Raw genomic sequence first — 15,246 nt, forward strand, 5'->3', positions numbered from 1 at the left:
GGCTCACGCTTCCGCCTGCGCTCGCCCCGGCCCACGCCCCAGCGCCGGCCCTTGTCGCCCCTCTGGCTCCGCCGGCCCCCCTGGCACCGCCCAGAGCTCCCGGAGCAGCGGGACGCCTCCCAGCGCGCTCCCTCGCAGCCGCGCTCGGTCCACCCCGAAGGGCACCAGGTGCGGCTCGACGCGGGTGAACAGCTCGTCCAGCAAGCGCAGCCCCGTCGCCTGGGACAGCGGCATCAGCCCCAGCTCCCGGCAGCGCTGGAGCATGTGCTCCTCGCGCCCGGCGATGCCCACCTCCCACGGCCCCCAGCCCAAGCTCGACGCGGGCAGCCCCCTGCGGCGGCGTAGCTGCGCGAGGCTGTCGAGGACCGCGTTCGCGGCGGCGCAGGCCGCCATGCCGGGCAACGAGAGGAACGACCCTGGCGACGAGATCATCACGAAGTGCTCCAGTGGCGTCTCCTTCAGCGCGTGGTGCAGGCTCCACGCCGCCTGCGCGTTCTCGGCGAGCACCCGATCGAGACCGTCGGCATCGAGGTCTCCGAACGATTGCTCCTCCAGGTGGGCCGCGCAGTGGATCACCCCGCGCACCGGGATCCCTCCCCGCTGACGGTAGCGCGCGAGGACCGCCGCGGTCTGCTCGGGGTCGGTCAGATCGACCGACAGCGTGGTCACCGCCGCGCCTTGCCCCCGGAGCTGCTCCATCACCGCCAGATCCGTCTCCGTGAGCGCGCTGCGCCGCCCCAGCAGCAAGAGGTTCCTCGCCCCGCGCGCCACCATCCAGGACGCCACGCTGCGCCCGATCCCGTCCAGCGCGCCCGTCAGCAGGTGGACACCATCGGCACGGAACCTCGGCGTCGGCGCGGCGGTGGACGGTGGCAGCGGCTGGAGCCGCAGCACGTGACGGTCTCGCCCCCGCAGCGCGATCAGATCCTCGCCGTCGTCGGCCAGCAGCGCATCCCAGAGGGCCTCGATGGACGGCGTGGCGCCCACGTCCAGGAGACCGCCCCAGAGCTGCGGCGCCTCCTGCTGGCCAATCACCCGCATCAAGCCCCACACGGTCGCGGAAAGGGGCGAGAGCGCGCCGTCACCGGGCGTGACCAGGTGCGCGTCCCGGGTCACCGTCCACAAGCGCAGCGGCACCCTTCGGCTGGCGAGCACCTGCGCCAGCAGGAGCAGCGCATGGCAGGGCGCTTGCGGCGGCTCGGCCCTGTCGTCCAGCGCCCACAGCACGACGAGCCCCTGGGTCTCCGCCGGGATCGACGCCACGAACTGCGCCATCTCCGCGGCCGAGAGCGGCATCCACGGGAGCTGCGTCGCCTTGCCTCCTCGACGCAGCAGCTCCCCGACGAGCTGCGCCCCGAGCGCCCCCCCGCCCAGGATCGCCCAGCGCGACGCCGCGCGCCGCGAGGACCCGAGCCGTGACGAGGTGGGCTGCGGCGAGAGTGACCGCGAGGAGACCGGCCCCGCGCCACCGCGCCGCGACGACACGGGCCGCGTCGACACCGGCCCCGCGCCACCACGCCGCGACGACACCGGCCTCGTCGACACGGGCCGCGTCGACACCGGCCCCGCCCCTCCGCGCCGCGACGACACCGGCCTCGTCGACACCGGATCCGGATCCGCAGGCACCGACGAGGTCGACCACGACGAAAGAGACCGCGACGACACGAAGGCGAGCCGCGACGCCGCCGACCGCGAGGTCGCGGACCAGGGCATGGGAGGCCGCTGCGCCAGGGACCGCGCGGGCACAGGGAGCGGCGCCTCCTTCCAGACGGGCCGGCAGACGGCCGTGGTGACGGGGGCGCCCTCCTCGTGCCCCGCCGCCCGCAGGAGCACGAAGCCCCGCACCTGACAGACGAGCTTCCCCTCGGCCGTGTGCGCGTCGATGTCGCTGCGCAGCGACCCATCGGTGGTGACCTTCAACGTCACGTGGGCCACGACCCGCCCCGACAGCCGCCCCGACACCCGCAGCGACTCGATCCGCGTCGGGAGCCGCCCCTCCGTGACCTGGACCGCGTCCGTCAGCCCGACGGCCTGGATGGCGAGCGGCGACTGGAGGATCCCCTCCAGCGCCGCCGGATGGAACGTCATCCCCTCCTCCGGCGCTGGCAGATCGAACTCGCAGACGGCCTCCTGCGCGCCGATCGAGGCCCGCAGCATCGAGCGACACAGGCCGCGGAAGGAGAAGCCCATCCGCTCGAAGGCCCCGTACAGGGCGTCCTGCTCCAGGCCCTCTCGGCAGCGGATCTGAGCCGCCACCAGCGCGCCCACCGCACCGAACTGCCCTGGCGGCACGGCGCGGAGCCTCGCCCGCGCGGCGAGCACGAAGCCCGGTTCCTGGGTGGTCTCCGACACGTACACCCGCGCCTCCAGCGCCTCGCGATCGACGTGGGTCTGCACGCGGAGCGCCGACTCCGCGTCGAGCGGCAGCGCGTGGCGGAACTCCAGCGCCTCGATGGCGAAGCCCACCCCCGGGAACATCGCCTGCGCCGCCGCCGCGATGACCTCGGCGAACAGCGCCTCCGGAAGCCGCGCGTCGCCCATCCGCGCTCGATCCAGCAGCCACGGAAGCTCCGCCACCGAGAGATCCGCGTCCCACACGTCGCCCCCTTGCGGCTGACGTTCGCCGAGCAGCGCCCCGCCGCGCCTCGAAGGACGGCGGGGGATCGCCTCCGGCGCCAGCGTGCAGCGCTGCGGGTGCCAGGGATAGGTCGGCAGATCGACCTTCCGCGCGCCCGGGTTCAAGGCGTGCCAGTCCAGCTCCACCCCGGCCTCGAAGAGCTGCCCGAGCAGCTCCGCCACCCGCTGGCTCCCCCGGCACGCGAACACCCGCCCTCGGGCGGGGCCCACCCACCGCTTCAGGCCCGCGGCGAGCGATGCCCTGGGGGAGACCTCCAGGAAATGACGGTGGCCACGCTGGAGCAGCTTCGCCACCGCGGCATCGAACCGGAGGGGATCGACGAGGAGCCGGGCCCAGTAATCGACGTTCACGCTGCCCGGCCCGAGCTCGCCCCCCGTGACGGAAGAGAACAGCGGCACCTCGGGATCGGCCCCGACGATGGCCGCCGGGCTCGCGGCCAGCGCCGCCCGCACCGGCTCCAGCATCGGCCCGTGGTACGCGATCCCGCAGCCCAGCACCTTGCAGGGGACCCGCGCCTTCCGCAGCGTCGAGGCCACCAAGGAGAGCGCCTCCGCAGGCCCCGACAGGAGCAGGGTTTGCGGGCTGGTCAGGCCGGCGCACACCACCCCGTGGCCTTCTGGCAAGGTCGCCAGGCACGCGTCCACCGTCTCCTGCGTCGACGCCACGACCAGCAGATCACCGCGCGGCTCCACCCTGCGCAGCGCGCTCCGGCCCGCGTGCAGCAGCGTCAGCGCGCGCCGCAGATCGATCACCCCGGCGAGGTGGAGCGCGGCCATCTCGCCTGCGCTCTGCCCGAGCAGCGCCGCGGGGCGCAATCCCGCATGCCGCAGCAGCGCCGCGAACGACACCTGCGCCGCGAACCGCCCCGCTTGCATCCCCGGATCGAGCGGCGACCGCAGCGCCTCCCGCAGCGACTCGCCGGACAGCTCCGACCAGATCGCCTCGCATGCCGCGAACGCCTCGGCGAAGGCGGGCCAGCGGTCGAACAGCGACACCACGTCGTTCCAGCCGTCGCTCCCCATGCCCGGGAACACCCAGACCAGGTCGCCCCCGGGCTCGCCCACCGGGACCGGCGAAAGCTCGCCCAGACGCGCGTGCAGCGCCTCCGGGGACGAGAAGACCACCGCCGCCCGCACATCGAACCGCTCGCGGGTGGTGGCGATGCTGAAGCACAGGTCTCCTGGCTCCTCCTTGCCACCCGAGCGCAGGTACGACGACAAGACCTGCCCCAGCCGCGCCAGCGCTGCCGCCGACGGCGCAGACAAGGGCAGCACGTGCTCCTTCGCGTCGCCGGCCGTGGCGCTGCGCTCCGTGTCGCGCTCCGGCTCGTGGCTGCCGAGCACGATGTGCGCGTTGGTACCGCCTCGCCCGAACGCGCTGACCCCGGCGAGCGCCCGCTCCTCGGGGAGCGCCATGGGCTCGGTGGGGACGCCGAGGCCCAGGGCCTCGAAGGGGATGTCGGGGCTCGGCGGCGTGACGTGCACGTTGCCGGGGACCTGCCGGTGGCGCACGCAGAGCACCGCCTTGATCAGCCCCGCGATCCCAGCAGCCGCCCCCGTGTGACCGATCACCGGCTTGCTCGTTCCCACCACCAGCGTGCGCGGGCATCCGGGCTCGCGGCGCAGCACCGTCCCCATCGCCTCCGCCTCGATCGGGTCTCCGGCCGGCGTCCCGATCCCGTGCGCCTCCACGTAGTCGACCTGCTCGGGCGGGATCCCCGCCTGCGCGAAGGCCACGCGGATCACCGACTGTTGCGCGTCACCGCGGGACCGCGCGCCCTTCGTGGTGCGCCCTTCCTGGTTCACCGCGCTCCCGTGGATCACCGCGAGCACCGGATCGCCGTCCAGCAGCGCGTCCTCCAGGCGCTTGAGGATCACCACCCCGACCCCCTCGCCGCGCACGTACCCGTCCGCCGCCGCGGAGAAGCTGCGGCACCGGTGCGTCGGCGACAGGCCGCCCCCGCCGCACGCGAGCCCCACGACATCCTGCCCGCGCAGGACGCGGCTCCCCGCCGCGATGGCCAGCCTCGTCTCCCCTCGCCGCAGGCTCTCGCACGCGAGATGCACCGCCACCAGCGACGACGAGCACGCCGTGTCCACCGTGAGCGAGGGCCCGCGAAAGTCGAACACCTGCGACACCCGGTTCGACACCGCGCCCCCCGCACCCCGGGCCGTGGACGGCGGCGGCTGCCCTGGCTGCCCGCGCCCGAAGGGACGCTCCTCGGGCGCGAAGGCCCCCACGAACACCCCCACCGCCTCTCCCGCAAGCGACGACGGGACCACGCGCGCCCGCTCCAGCGCCTCCCACGTGACCTGGAGCAAGAGCCGGAGCTGCGGATCCAGGACCGTCGCCTCTGCCGCGTCGATCCGGAAGAAGGCGGCGTCGAAAGCGTCGAGGTCGTCGAGGAATCCGCCCTGCGGCACGAGCCATCGCCCAGGGGACTCGACCGAGAGCGCGCCCAGGATCGCCGACCAGCGCTCTTCCGGCACCGGCCCGATCGCGTCACGCCCGCTGTTCAGCAGCGTCCAGTACGCCTCCGGAGAGCCGACACCGCCAGGAAAGCGGCATCCCATCCCGAGAATCGCCACCGGAACCGCACCCTTCACCCCCACGCCCGGCTGAGTCATGGCCTCGCCTCTCCTTTCTCGTCATCGTCGGTGAAGCTTCTCATCGTCGGTGAAGCAGAGCGTTCTCCGCCTCCGCCTGCGTCTCTTGCGTGCTCGTCTCCGCCTGCATCCGCGGCGCGCTCCACGTCGGCTCTTCGCTCGGGCAGATCACGCATCACTGCCACGACCGCCATGACCGCCCGCCGCGCCGACGGCCTCGCCCCGCAGAGACGCCTCGCGCCGAGGATCCCGGCGCGGCGCCTGGCGCGCGTCGTCCCACTCACGTCGGCCCTGCACGCCGCCGCGAGGCCGCCCCTGACGGCGGCATGGTGCAAGTGAATCCGTTCGAGATGATGGTGAAGCGATTGGAATCTCAATCACGAATCATTGCTCTACAGCATCATCGACGGCAACCATTCTCGACGGCAGGAGCGCCTCCATCGGACTGTCGGGAGACGCCTCTGGCCAGCACGGCGTGTTGCGAGAAGGGATGCACACGCAGCGTGCGCGGCGTCGACCGTGATGACGCGACGCTGGGTCCTCGTGGGGGGGCGCGGGAGGTGCCCGCGTCACCCTGTTATCATGAGCACGGGCGAGCGAAGGTCAACGCCATTGTCATTGAACGATGGCTCGATGTGCAGGCATTTCCCCGCCCATCCCGTCGCGGCCGGACGACCCTCACCCCTCGCCGCGAACGGGCAGCGCATCACGCCATGATCTCGCGGTGATCACGACCGCCCTGGAGGTCTGGACGCTCGGGGCGATGCGAGCGCGGCCCCCTCACGCTTCGAGGTCGGCCTGCGCGCGGCGAGCGCCCAGCGCCCCCCTCGACATGCACCGTCAGCCCGGGCGAGTCGCCATGCACCGTCAGCCCGGGCGAGCCCGATCGACCCGGGTCGTCACTTCGCCATCACGTACGCGTACGATTGCGCGTGCGAGAGAGCCCAGGACCGCCTCTCATGAGTCCGAACGAGGAGATGTGTCATGCGCACTGGAAGGCCGCTTGGGTTGCTGGGCGTGATGCTGGGCGTGATGCTGGGTGTGATGATGACGATGACGGCGCTCAGCGCGTGCTCGGACGACGGGCGCGGAGGCACCGCGACCACGGAAGGCGCGGGTGGCTCGGGTGCCGCAGGCTCGACGACCACCTCGGGAGGCGCGGGGGGGACCGGCGGCGATCCCTCCTGCCTCCCCGAGCCTGGCGCGCCCTGCTGCGCGCCGCCCGCCATGACCTGGCTCGGGACGATCGACGGACAGACCATCGACAGCTGCCATCCCCCGCCGGGCGTCCATGTGGACGGCCATGTCCTCGAGGCCAGGGTGGACGCGCAGGGGTTCGTGCGCTTCCGCAGCCCGCAGCCGTTCACCTCGGCCAGCGTGAGCGTCCCGGTGCAAGCCTCGGCCATCGCTCGCTTGCCGGACGAGGGCCCGCTCGCCAGCACCTGGCTCTGCGCAGGAGAGGGAACGACGGTGACCCGCGCAGCCGACCCCTTCGAGGGCGCCGAGTTCACGCTCGCCTCCCTCTCCCTTCTGGGCACCTGCCCTGGAACGCCCGTCTCCGGCAGCTTCGACCTCTGCTGGGCCCCCGGCGGGGCTGGCTGTCCAGGCGGCAGCAACGCCTTCACGGGGAGCCTCGACGGGACCCCCATCGACTGGTCGGCCGATGTCGTCGGGCTCGGCATCTCGCTCCCCGACGGCAGCCCGACGACCACCTGGGAGCCTCTCTTGCGCGCCAACGAGCACGCCCTCCGCGCGGTGAGCCAGCAGGGCACCGTGGCGGATGGCTACCTCATCACGCCCCTCGGAGGGCCGGACGGCGGCGCGGTCTACTGCATCGGCGGCGGCACCTCGACGTACGCGAACGACGTCCTGATCGCGACCCTCACCGACCTCTCCCTGCTCGGCCGGTGCTCGGAAGCCTCTCCCGTGGACGGAGAGCTCCTCGCCACCAGATCCAGCCCTTGACCCACGCCGCAAGGCCCGGCCCCCGCGGCTCTCGCGCTTTCACGGCAACCCGATTTCGAGTGCTGCCAGCGCCCGCCCTGAAGACCACGCCGTCGTCACCCGCCCCCCAAGCAGTAGTCGCCGCCCCCTGATCCGCCGCGTTGGCTTGTCGCTTGCCAGCTCATGCACCATTGTCTCAAGCTCGACAGCGCCTCGAGCACCCATCCCTGGAGCGCAGCCGCATGACCCATCCCCCCATCGCTCCTCCAACCCTGGCCCTCTCGCCCGAGCCTCGCCTGCTCGGGCTCCCGCTCTCCCGCTATGCAGGCGTGCAGGCAGGCCTCGCCGAAGGCCTCCCTCTGGATCAGGTCCTGGCCCATGAAGGCGTGGACCCCCGCACCTATGCGGCAGCGGCCCCCGCCTGGGCCGAACGACTCGCCGACGCAGACGATGGCGACGACGAAGGGCTCGAAGCCGCCTATGAGGAGCATCTCGCACGCGCCCGGGAGCGATACGCGCAGCGCGTCCTCCCCCTCGCCGACGACTTGCACGCTTGGCTCACCTTCTTGCGTCACTTCTCCAGCGATCCGGATCCGCCGGCGCTGCTCGCGAAGGTCGGACTGCGCCTGCAGGATGTAGCTCGGCTGCAACGAGACTGGGGGCGTCGGCTGGCCGCACAGCCGGATCTGCTACGCGAGGCGGCGAGCGCAGAAGAAGTTCCACTGAACCCCTTGCCTCGGATCGTGCTCGAAGCAGCACGACCCGCGCCGCCCGAGCCGCTGGACGAGGCCGCACTCCAGGACCTCACACCACGCCGCGACGACGACGACGACGACGACGACGACGACGACGACGACGACACCACGTCGGAAGCCCCACCGCTGTTCGTGCCGTTCGAGGCGCAGGAGTCCGCCTTCCGGAAGCCCGAGACCACAGGGGCAGCAGCAGCGACAGAGGTGACGCAAACGCCAGAGGACGAAGGCGAAGGAAAGACACGGCGGACGCCAACCTCTACCGCGGACGCAGACCTTCGGAAGGCCGCGGTGGCGGCGACGGTGACCCTGGCACCGCCGCCCCTCGCGCCGGGCGGGGCCTTGCCCTTCCGAGACGATCCGGCCGCACTGGTGCAATTCCTGGCGGCCGTGCCGCCCCCCGACCTGGTGCCGCCGCGCGACCGGACCGCCACGCCAGCCTGGGGCGAGGGCACGGTGGCGGCTGCGTTGATCACGGCCGGGCCGGCGCTCCCCTTCGAACAACCCGCTACCGCGGCCGAGGCCTGGTGGGAGGCGCCCGAACTCGAGGCCGACCCAGTCGTGCAGACAGCGCTGGCCCCGCTGACAGCGTCGGGCCCGGCACTGCCATTCCGTCCCCCCCCACCCACCTCGCTGCCAGGCCTGTCGCTGGAGCAATACGCGTCGCTCTGCGCAGAACTCGCCGTCTACCCGAACGAGTCGGAGTCAATCTTCAAGCTGTACGGACTCGGTGCTCCGGAGGCACGCCGCGCGGTCGACACGGCCTGGAAGGTGCGGCTCGCGCAGGAGCCAGGGCTCTACGCAGCGTGGCAGGACCTGTACCGGCGGCACCTGACGCTCCTCGTCGCTCGACGCGGCGTGCAGGGCTGACCCACCGCATCACCGTATTGCAGCAGGCAGTGCAGCGAGCGCCGCGCGAGGCCCCGCTCCGAACGCAGCGAGATTGACCACGACCGGCACGCCCATATGGGCCCCGAGCTCATCGAGGCGCAGCGCGATGGCAGCAGCGGAGAGGCCCTCCGAGGCGCACTCCGAGGCCACAGCGCGCAGGGACCAGAGCTGCCCGCCGCGATACCGCCCGCCGACGTCCAGCCCGAGGCGAGGGAGGGCATCGCGCCACCTCGCCGCGTCGAGCCGATCGTCCTCCGGAACGGCAGGACCGAAGAGCGTGACGAGCGCCGCCGCCGCCGCCTCGTCGAGCTCCGGATCGTCGAGGTAATGGAGGAGCCAGGCCCAGGAGCCGGGACTTCCGAGGCGTGCGACGGCATCGAGCAAGTCCTCGTCGGGCGGGGCGCGCCGAACGATGGCCTGAGCCGCCGCGAGATCGGCGGGAGAGCCGCGGAGGACGAGAATATCGAGAGCGCGAGGGCCGAGCGCGCGGGCGAGGCCTCCCCCTTGCCGGATGTCCTCGTAGACATCCGACAAGCCCCACAGCGAGAGCAAGCGCGCCGCCTCCCACACGAGAGCCGGCTCGGAAGCGCGGAGCAGCGCGCGCGCGCGCGGGATGGCCGTGTCGTCGCGCGGGCCACGAGCGAGGGCGCGCAGCGCTGCGGCGAGGACCTGTGGCTCCGTGTCATCGAGCGCTCGCGAGAGCGCCACCGGGACGAGCAGCCCAAGGCGTGAAGCCACCTCGACACCGATGGCGCGCGCAAAGGGCGAGGCATGAACCGTGAGACGCGAGAAGACGTCCGCCGGCTCTCGGTATGGCGCGATCACCAGCGCGTCCGCGACCGGCGCGAGCACGTCCTCACCGCCCTCCTGCGACGCGAGCAACGCGATGAGCTCCTCGGCAAAGGTCGGGCCCTCACAGGCGGCGAGCGCCAGCGCTCCCGCCGCCAGCATCCAGGGGTCGTCCTCACCGTCTTCCTCGGCCTGGAGCGCTATCCCACCCGGACGCGCACTGGCCTCCGCGATCGCATCGAGCTGGGCAAGAAGGCGCGCATCGATCTCCGGGCGCTCGGCGAGGGCGAACGCGCGACGGTGGCGGAGGAGCATGCCGAGCCGCTCGAGACAACCGGCGACCACATCGCCATGGAAGGCTTCGATCTGCGCTGCGGCATCGCGCCGGTCCATGGCATCTCTCCGCTCGACGGGGAGGAGCGGCACAGGACGATCTCGGGTGGCACGGCGCGGCGCGGGTTCCGGCCCGACGAGCGCCGGATCGCCAGGCGCTGCCTCCAGGAGCGTGACCACGCAAAGACCACGGGTGCCGTCCGCAGAGATCGCCCAGGCGCCGATCGGAGCCGCAGCCGACGGACCGAGACCTTCGGGGAGCGCGTCGCTGCGAGCGACCGCGAGACCGAAGACGAGGTGCGCCGCGCCCGCCGCAGCGCCGAGCCACCCGGCGTCACTCTCCAGGCAGAGCAGCGCGGCCTCCGGCGCAATGGCCCGTACGCAGCGGGCCGTCGCCAGCGCCCACTCGCGCTGGCGAACACCAGCGACCTCGTGAGGTCCGAAGACGGCGCCGAGAGGCCCGAGTGGAGCCACCCGTTCGAGGAGCGAGCTCATGGCGCCGCCGTCGATGACGGCGTCGTTGTCGTCGTTCGACGCCCCCGACGCAACCGAAGCGAAGCGCAGCTCCGCGAAGGGCCGGACGCCGCGACGCGCCGCCTCTTGCGGCGAGGCGAGGACGACGACCGCTGCCGCCTCCGAGGGGCGCGGAAGATGAGCGTCCCAGGGGGATTCAGCCACAGCACGGAAGGCCGCGAGCGCCTCGACCGAGGCCAGGGAGTCCACGGCGACCACGACGACAGCCCGCTCCGGCTCGCGTGCGAGGAGGGCCTCCGCCTCGGCGAGTGCGAGGAAGAAGCCCGCCGCGCCGGTCCTCCGCACGGCCTCGCCCGAGGCGACGCGGGCGGCGAGGGCTCGCTCGACGACGAGGCGATCCTCGTCCGAGAGACCCTCCCGAGGAGCGGCAGTACAGACCAAGAGCTGAGGCGGCGCACCAGCCCCCGCAACACGCCACGACGCGAGGGCGTCGTCGAGCGCCTGGCCAGCGAGGGCGACGAGACGCTCAGCGAGGGGTACACCGGCAGGAATCCACGGGCAATACGCGACATCGATGCGCTCGCCGGCGGCATCAGCGATCTCGCCAGGGGCAGCCGCGCCGGTCTCTGCGCGCACGAAGAAGGCATGCTCGGCGGGGCGAAGACCGACGGGGGAGACGAGACCGATGCCCACGATCGGGACGGGCCTCATCGGGTGGAGGCCTTCTTCGACTGAACCGCCTTGCCGTTCACGACCACCTTGCTCGCCTTCAGCGTCACGCCCCCCCCATGCACTGCGACGATGCTGCCCCCGACCTGAAAGACGACATTGCTCCCTTTCAGCTCGATCGATCCTCCCGCCTGGATCGTGAGGGCCCCGCCCGCCTTGATGTGGTGCTCACCGCCGGCCTTGCTCTTGAGCGCGCCGGCCACGCTGAGGTTCGCAGCACCGCTGATCGTCCGGCCGATCACCTGGGCCGCCTTCATGTGGATCGCCGCCGCCGTATCCGAGGAGATGCCGCCCGTCGTCCGGCTGATCTTGACCGCCTTGGTGCTGTGGCTCCCGCCCACCGAGATGCTCGACGCGCCGAGGGAGGTCCATTTGATCGAGCCCGGCGTGGCCATGGCGCACAAAGCGCCGATGCCCTCGAACATCACCCCATCGACGATCGTCTTGCGATGCCCTGGCCCTATCGCGACGCCGCTCGCCCCCTGGGCCGCAGCCCCGCTTCCCCCGCCCCCTGCTGCGGCGGCCCCCTTGGCCTGCAGAGCGCGCTCCGACCATGGGGTCAGCCCCGCAGCATCTGCGGCTGCAACAATCGCGTCTCCGCCCGGAAGCTTACCGACGCCGAGGCTCACCCCTGAACGCGCGAGCGCCAGGAGCGCGCCTTGCTCCTTGTTGTCGCGATAGCCATCGTACACGGACTTGCCGATATCAGCCGCAGGCGACAGAAACGGCCCCACGAACGGGATTGCTGAGGAGCCCTCGATTGCCGCCGCCACGGCGAACTCACACACGCCGGTGACCGGGTTACCCACCTGCTCGACGAGCGCGCCCCCGATCAGCACCGACTCGCTCCCCACGGTGGTCAAGCCCGAGGCCCCGACCGAAATCGACTGACTCCCCCCCACCGTGGCCGACTGCGAGCCGACCTCCAAGCTCAACGCATCCTTGACCGAGACCGTCTCGTCCGAGCCGACGGTCCGTGTCTGACTCCCCTTCACGGTCGCGACCTCGAACCCGACGGTCTGGGTCTTCATGTCGTTGCCGACCGTCGTCTTCTTCGCGAAGCCAGCATCCCAGACCATGTGCTGCCTGCCCGCCGCGTCATCGAAGTGGACCGCATTCCTGCGCCCCCCGCCCGGCGAACTCTGCGTCGAGAGCGCCGTGATGGTCTTGTTCGCAGGCAGCGGGAATGGCGGCGGCTGCTTCGCGTTGTACGCTCGCCCGAGCACGAAGGGCCGGTCAGGGTCACCGTCCTCGAAGCCGACCGCGACCTCCCACCCCACCCGCGGGATGAGCATCGGCCCCGCGAGGCTCGGCTGGAGCACGCGCACTGGCCGGCTGCTCTGGTGGTCGGTGGGTCCCGTGCGGTCCCAGGGAAAGCGGACGTGGACGTGACCTGCGGCATCGGTCTCGATCTCCACCTTCGACGGCCCGGTGATGATGGCCGGATGGATGCCGGAGATCTTCGGCCGCGGCGTGACCACCGGGAGCCGATAGCGGGTGCCACGCGGAATGGCGGTCACGCTGATCGACGCCGGCCGGTCCTCCTGCACGTCCTGCCGCCACGCCGAGCGAACCTCGACGACGAGCAGTTCCTCCTCGGGCCGCGCGGTGCCAGCGTAGTCGTCCGTCGCCTCCAGCCGGGTCGAGAGACCGGGCGCGAGCGCCATGGAGCTGGTCTGAAAGCGATAGCTCAGCGCTTCCGCCCGGAGACCCTCCAGGAGTACACGCGCCCGCGCACTCCCCTCGGCAGGCGTCGCGAAGCGCCCTGGAGCACGATAGACCTCGACGCCCTGCTCGCCGGCAAGGCCGGCCGTCGCCACCCCTTCGAGCAGGAGGGCGGGCTTCGCAGGATCGTAGTCGCGCAGCGTGACCTTGCCCGGACTCCGCTTGCGGAGCGCGACACAATCGTACGCAGCAGGACGATCCTCCAGAAGCTGGGACCCATCCGCGAGCGCGAGGACCGCATCCTCGGCAGTCGGAGCCGAGGTGGAGTCATCCTCCAGGACGAACGCATCCTGGCCGTCCCGCGCCTCGAACCGGAAATAGAGCCCCTCCTCCTCGCAGAGGCGTCGGACGAAGGCGGCATCATCTTCGGCGTACTGCGTGGTGTGATCACGCTCAGCGTGCGGGTCGAGGAGGTGTCTCCTGAAAGCGTCCCCCTGAAGGCCGGCTTTCTGAAGGACCTCAGTGACGATGTCAGGCACCGTCTTCTTCCGGAAGATACGGCTCTGCCTGCGGTAACGGAGGACAGCAAAGGCGGACTCGACGATGGCACGATAACGGCGGCTATCGGCATCCTGAGCGGTGGCCAGAGCAGTAAATGAAGTGACGATGCCGTGAACCGGGCGCTGGCCGAAGGCGCCGACGAGAACGATGGCGGCGGGCTGGCCGAGGAGCGCGTCGGGCTCAACGGGCTCAGGGGAAAGGAGGTCGAGCTCGAACCGAGAGACGTGGCCGAGACGCTCCACGCCAGAAAGGGCAGTGACTGAAAAGGGGGCGCCGGCGCAAAGGAAGAGGGGAGTGGTCATAGATTCTTCGTGCTCACGGCCGAGTATGCTCGGTCTAAGACCCAATGGCTTCCCGGGCCATGCAGCCCAGCGAGCCTTCCTGTGAGGGGAGCGTCCGTCATGCGCTCCGCTGCCTTGATCGGTTCAGGCTCAACAGCACGTCTGCTGCGGTGTTTCTCACAATCGGTGACGGATTTCGCGAGAGTTCCACCAACCCGTCGACCGCCTCATCGTCTTCGTACTCACCCAGCGCGAGCGCCGCAGAAGCCAGAGCGTGGGGGCTTCCAGAAAGCCGCCCCGCAACGGCCTCCTTTAGCGCGCGAAGCACATCCTTCGAAGGGAAAGACGCAAGCGCCTGGGCGGCCGCAGCACATACGACATCTGAGGGATCATGCTGCATGCTATTCACGATGGGCATGCGTGCCCGCTCATCGCCGACATTGGCGAGGGCCGAGATGGCGACCGCACGAACGTGCTCATTGCTGTCGCCTAGTACACCCAGCAACAGATCGACAAGATTGCTCGGTCGGTAAAAGGCCAGGCGACGAACTGCGCTACGACGGACGTTGGGTTCCTCATGAGCGAGATCGTGTAGCGCGATGCTCGTTCGGTGCTCCACGAGCGCCAGGGACGCGGCGTCCTGCCTCTCCGGGCGCTGGCGTAGGTCTTCGAGCGCCCATTGCGCGAGCTCTGCCCACTTCGTCCCTTCCCAGCTTCGTGCGATCAGTACCCAAAGCGCCTCAAGCCGTGGCCGGTTCAGGTGTGCCAGCGATTCGATTGCCGGCTGTTGCACATAAACGTCGTCGTCGTCGACGAGCTCGACGAGAGCATCCAGCGCCCTGTCATCATCATGCTCACCCAGGAGACGCGCGACGATCTGCCGTGGAGGACGAGATCGCTTCTGGCGACGGACCTCGTCCAAGAGAGTGTCGAGGACGTCCAGAGTGGCCCGTCCTTCGAGTCCGCGTAGTGCGGCCTCGCGAACATCCTCCGAAGGATCGCGAGAGATTACATCAAGAAGGTGTTCGAGGACCTCAGGCTCCGCGCATTCCCCCAGCCCATCCATCACAAGCACACGGTTCCTCGCGTCTTCATCCTGCAGAAGCGATTTAATAAATTCACCAGACATGGTCAGATCCGAACGCTCGATCCATTGGCGCAAGGGGCTCGGGGGCGAGGAGGTCGACCTCGGAGTGGTAGGGCAGGTCGAGGCGCTCCACGCCGGAGAGGACATCGACGAAGAGGAGGGCATCAGGGCAGAGAACGAAGGAATTGGTCATCCACCCCAACCCTTGAGGTACTCGTCAAAGGGGATGTCACCATACTGCTCTCCGCCGACTTCGACGTACTCGCCGATCTCGGGGTAGACCTGGTCCCCCTCCACAATGACCTGGATATTATGTCGTGCGTGGTCAGCCAGAAACTTCCACAGGATCCTATTCAGCTCGGTGTTGCCGGAATTGAGCGGCACATCCTGCACTGCGGCGTGGAACCGGGTAATCTGATAGTTCTCGTGTAGAGCTTTTCCAAGCCACAGCGTGGTCCTGCACGTATGGCACGCCATCCATCCAGAGAGGCTCATC

The 15,246-nt window shown here is 70.8% G+C and carries 8 protein-coding genes; 2 read left to right on the plus strand and 6 right to left on the minus strand.

Annotated features, from left to right (window positions below; genetic code table 11):
- Nucleotides 1-3 precede the first annotated feature (3 nt).
- On the minus strand, nt 4-5,265 hold the full coding sequence (locus CMC5_RS24100) for a type I polyketide synthase (protein WP_050432625.1): 5,262 nt from the start codon (nt 5,263-5,265) through the stop codon (nt 4-6).
- A gap of 963 nt (nt 5,266-6,228) precedes the next feature.
- On the opposite strand from CMC5_RS24100, the gene CMC5_RS24105 reads away from it, so the two are divergent.
- A complete protein-coding gene (locus tag CMC5_RS24105; protein ID WP_156338838.1) occupies nt 6,229-7,209 on the plus strand; it encodes a hypothetical protein in 981 nt (326 codons plus the stop codon).
- A 221-nt stretch (nt 7,210-7,430) separates the two neighbouring features.
- Nucleotides 7,431-8,810: a hypothetical protein gene (locus CMC5_RS24110; RefSeq protein WP_050432627.1), complete on the plus strand. Its 1,380-nt coding sequence runs from the start codon at nt 7,431-7,433 to the stop codon at nt 8,808-8,810.
- Nucleotides 8,811-8,819: 9 nt separating this feature from the next.
- Here CMC5_RS24110 and CMC5_RS24115 read toward each other — a convergent pair whose 3' ends face one another.
- The 5 genes from CMC5_RS24115 to CMC5_RS24130 form a co-directional block, all read right to left on the minus strand.
- Nucleotides 8,820-11,138, minus strand: coding sequence for a hypothetical protein (locus tag CMC5_RS24115; RefSeq protein ID WP_050432628.1), 2,319 nt, complete (start codon nt 11,136-11,138; stop codon nt 8,820-8,822).
- Nucleotides 11,135-13,684 carry a type VI secretion system Vgr family protein gene (locus tag CMC5_RS24120; protein WP_063796336.1) on the minus strand — a complete coding sequence of 850 codons (2,550 nt, stop codon included), beginning with the start codon at nt 13,682-13,684 and terminating at the stop codon, nt 11,135-11,137. Before CMC5_RS24120 ends, CMC5_RS24115 begins: the two co-directional genes overlap by 4 nt.
- 97 nt (nt 13,685-13,781) lie before the next feature.
- Nucleotides 13,782-14,792, minus strand: coding sequence for a HEAT repeat domain-containing protein (locus tag CMC5_RS42975; protein ID WP_169796639.1), 1,011 nt, complete (start codon nt 14,790-14,792; stop codon nt 13,782-13,784).
- The gene (locus CMC5_RS46045; RefSeq protein ID WP_169796640.1) at nt 14,782-14,943 is read right to left on the minus strand and encodes a hypothetical protein; all 162 of its coding nucleotides are present in this window, start codon (nt 14,941-14,943) and stop codon (nt 14,782-14,784) included. Before CMC5_RS46045 ends, CMC5_RS42975 begins: the two co-directional genes overlap by 11 nt.
- Entirely contained in the window at nt 14,940-15,245 is a 306-nt protein-coding gene (locus CMC5_RS24130; protein ID WP_156338839.1) for a hypothetical protein, read from the minus strand. Before CMC5_RS24130 ends, CMC5_RS46045 begins: the two co-directional genes overlap by 4 nt.
- Nucleotide 15,246: the final 1 nt, after the last annotated feature.

Origin of the sequence: Chondromyces crocatus (genome assembly GCF_001189295.1) — a bacterium.
Classification (GTDB): domain Bacteria; phylum Myxococcota_A; class Polyangia; order Polyangiales; family Polyangiaceae; genus Chondromyces; species Chondromyces crocatus.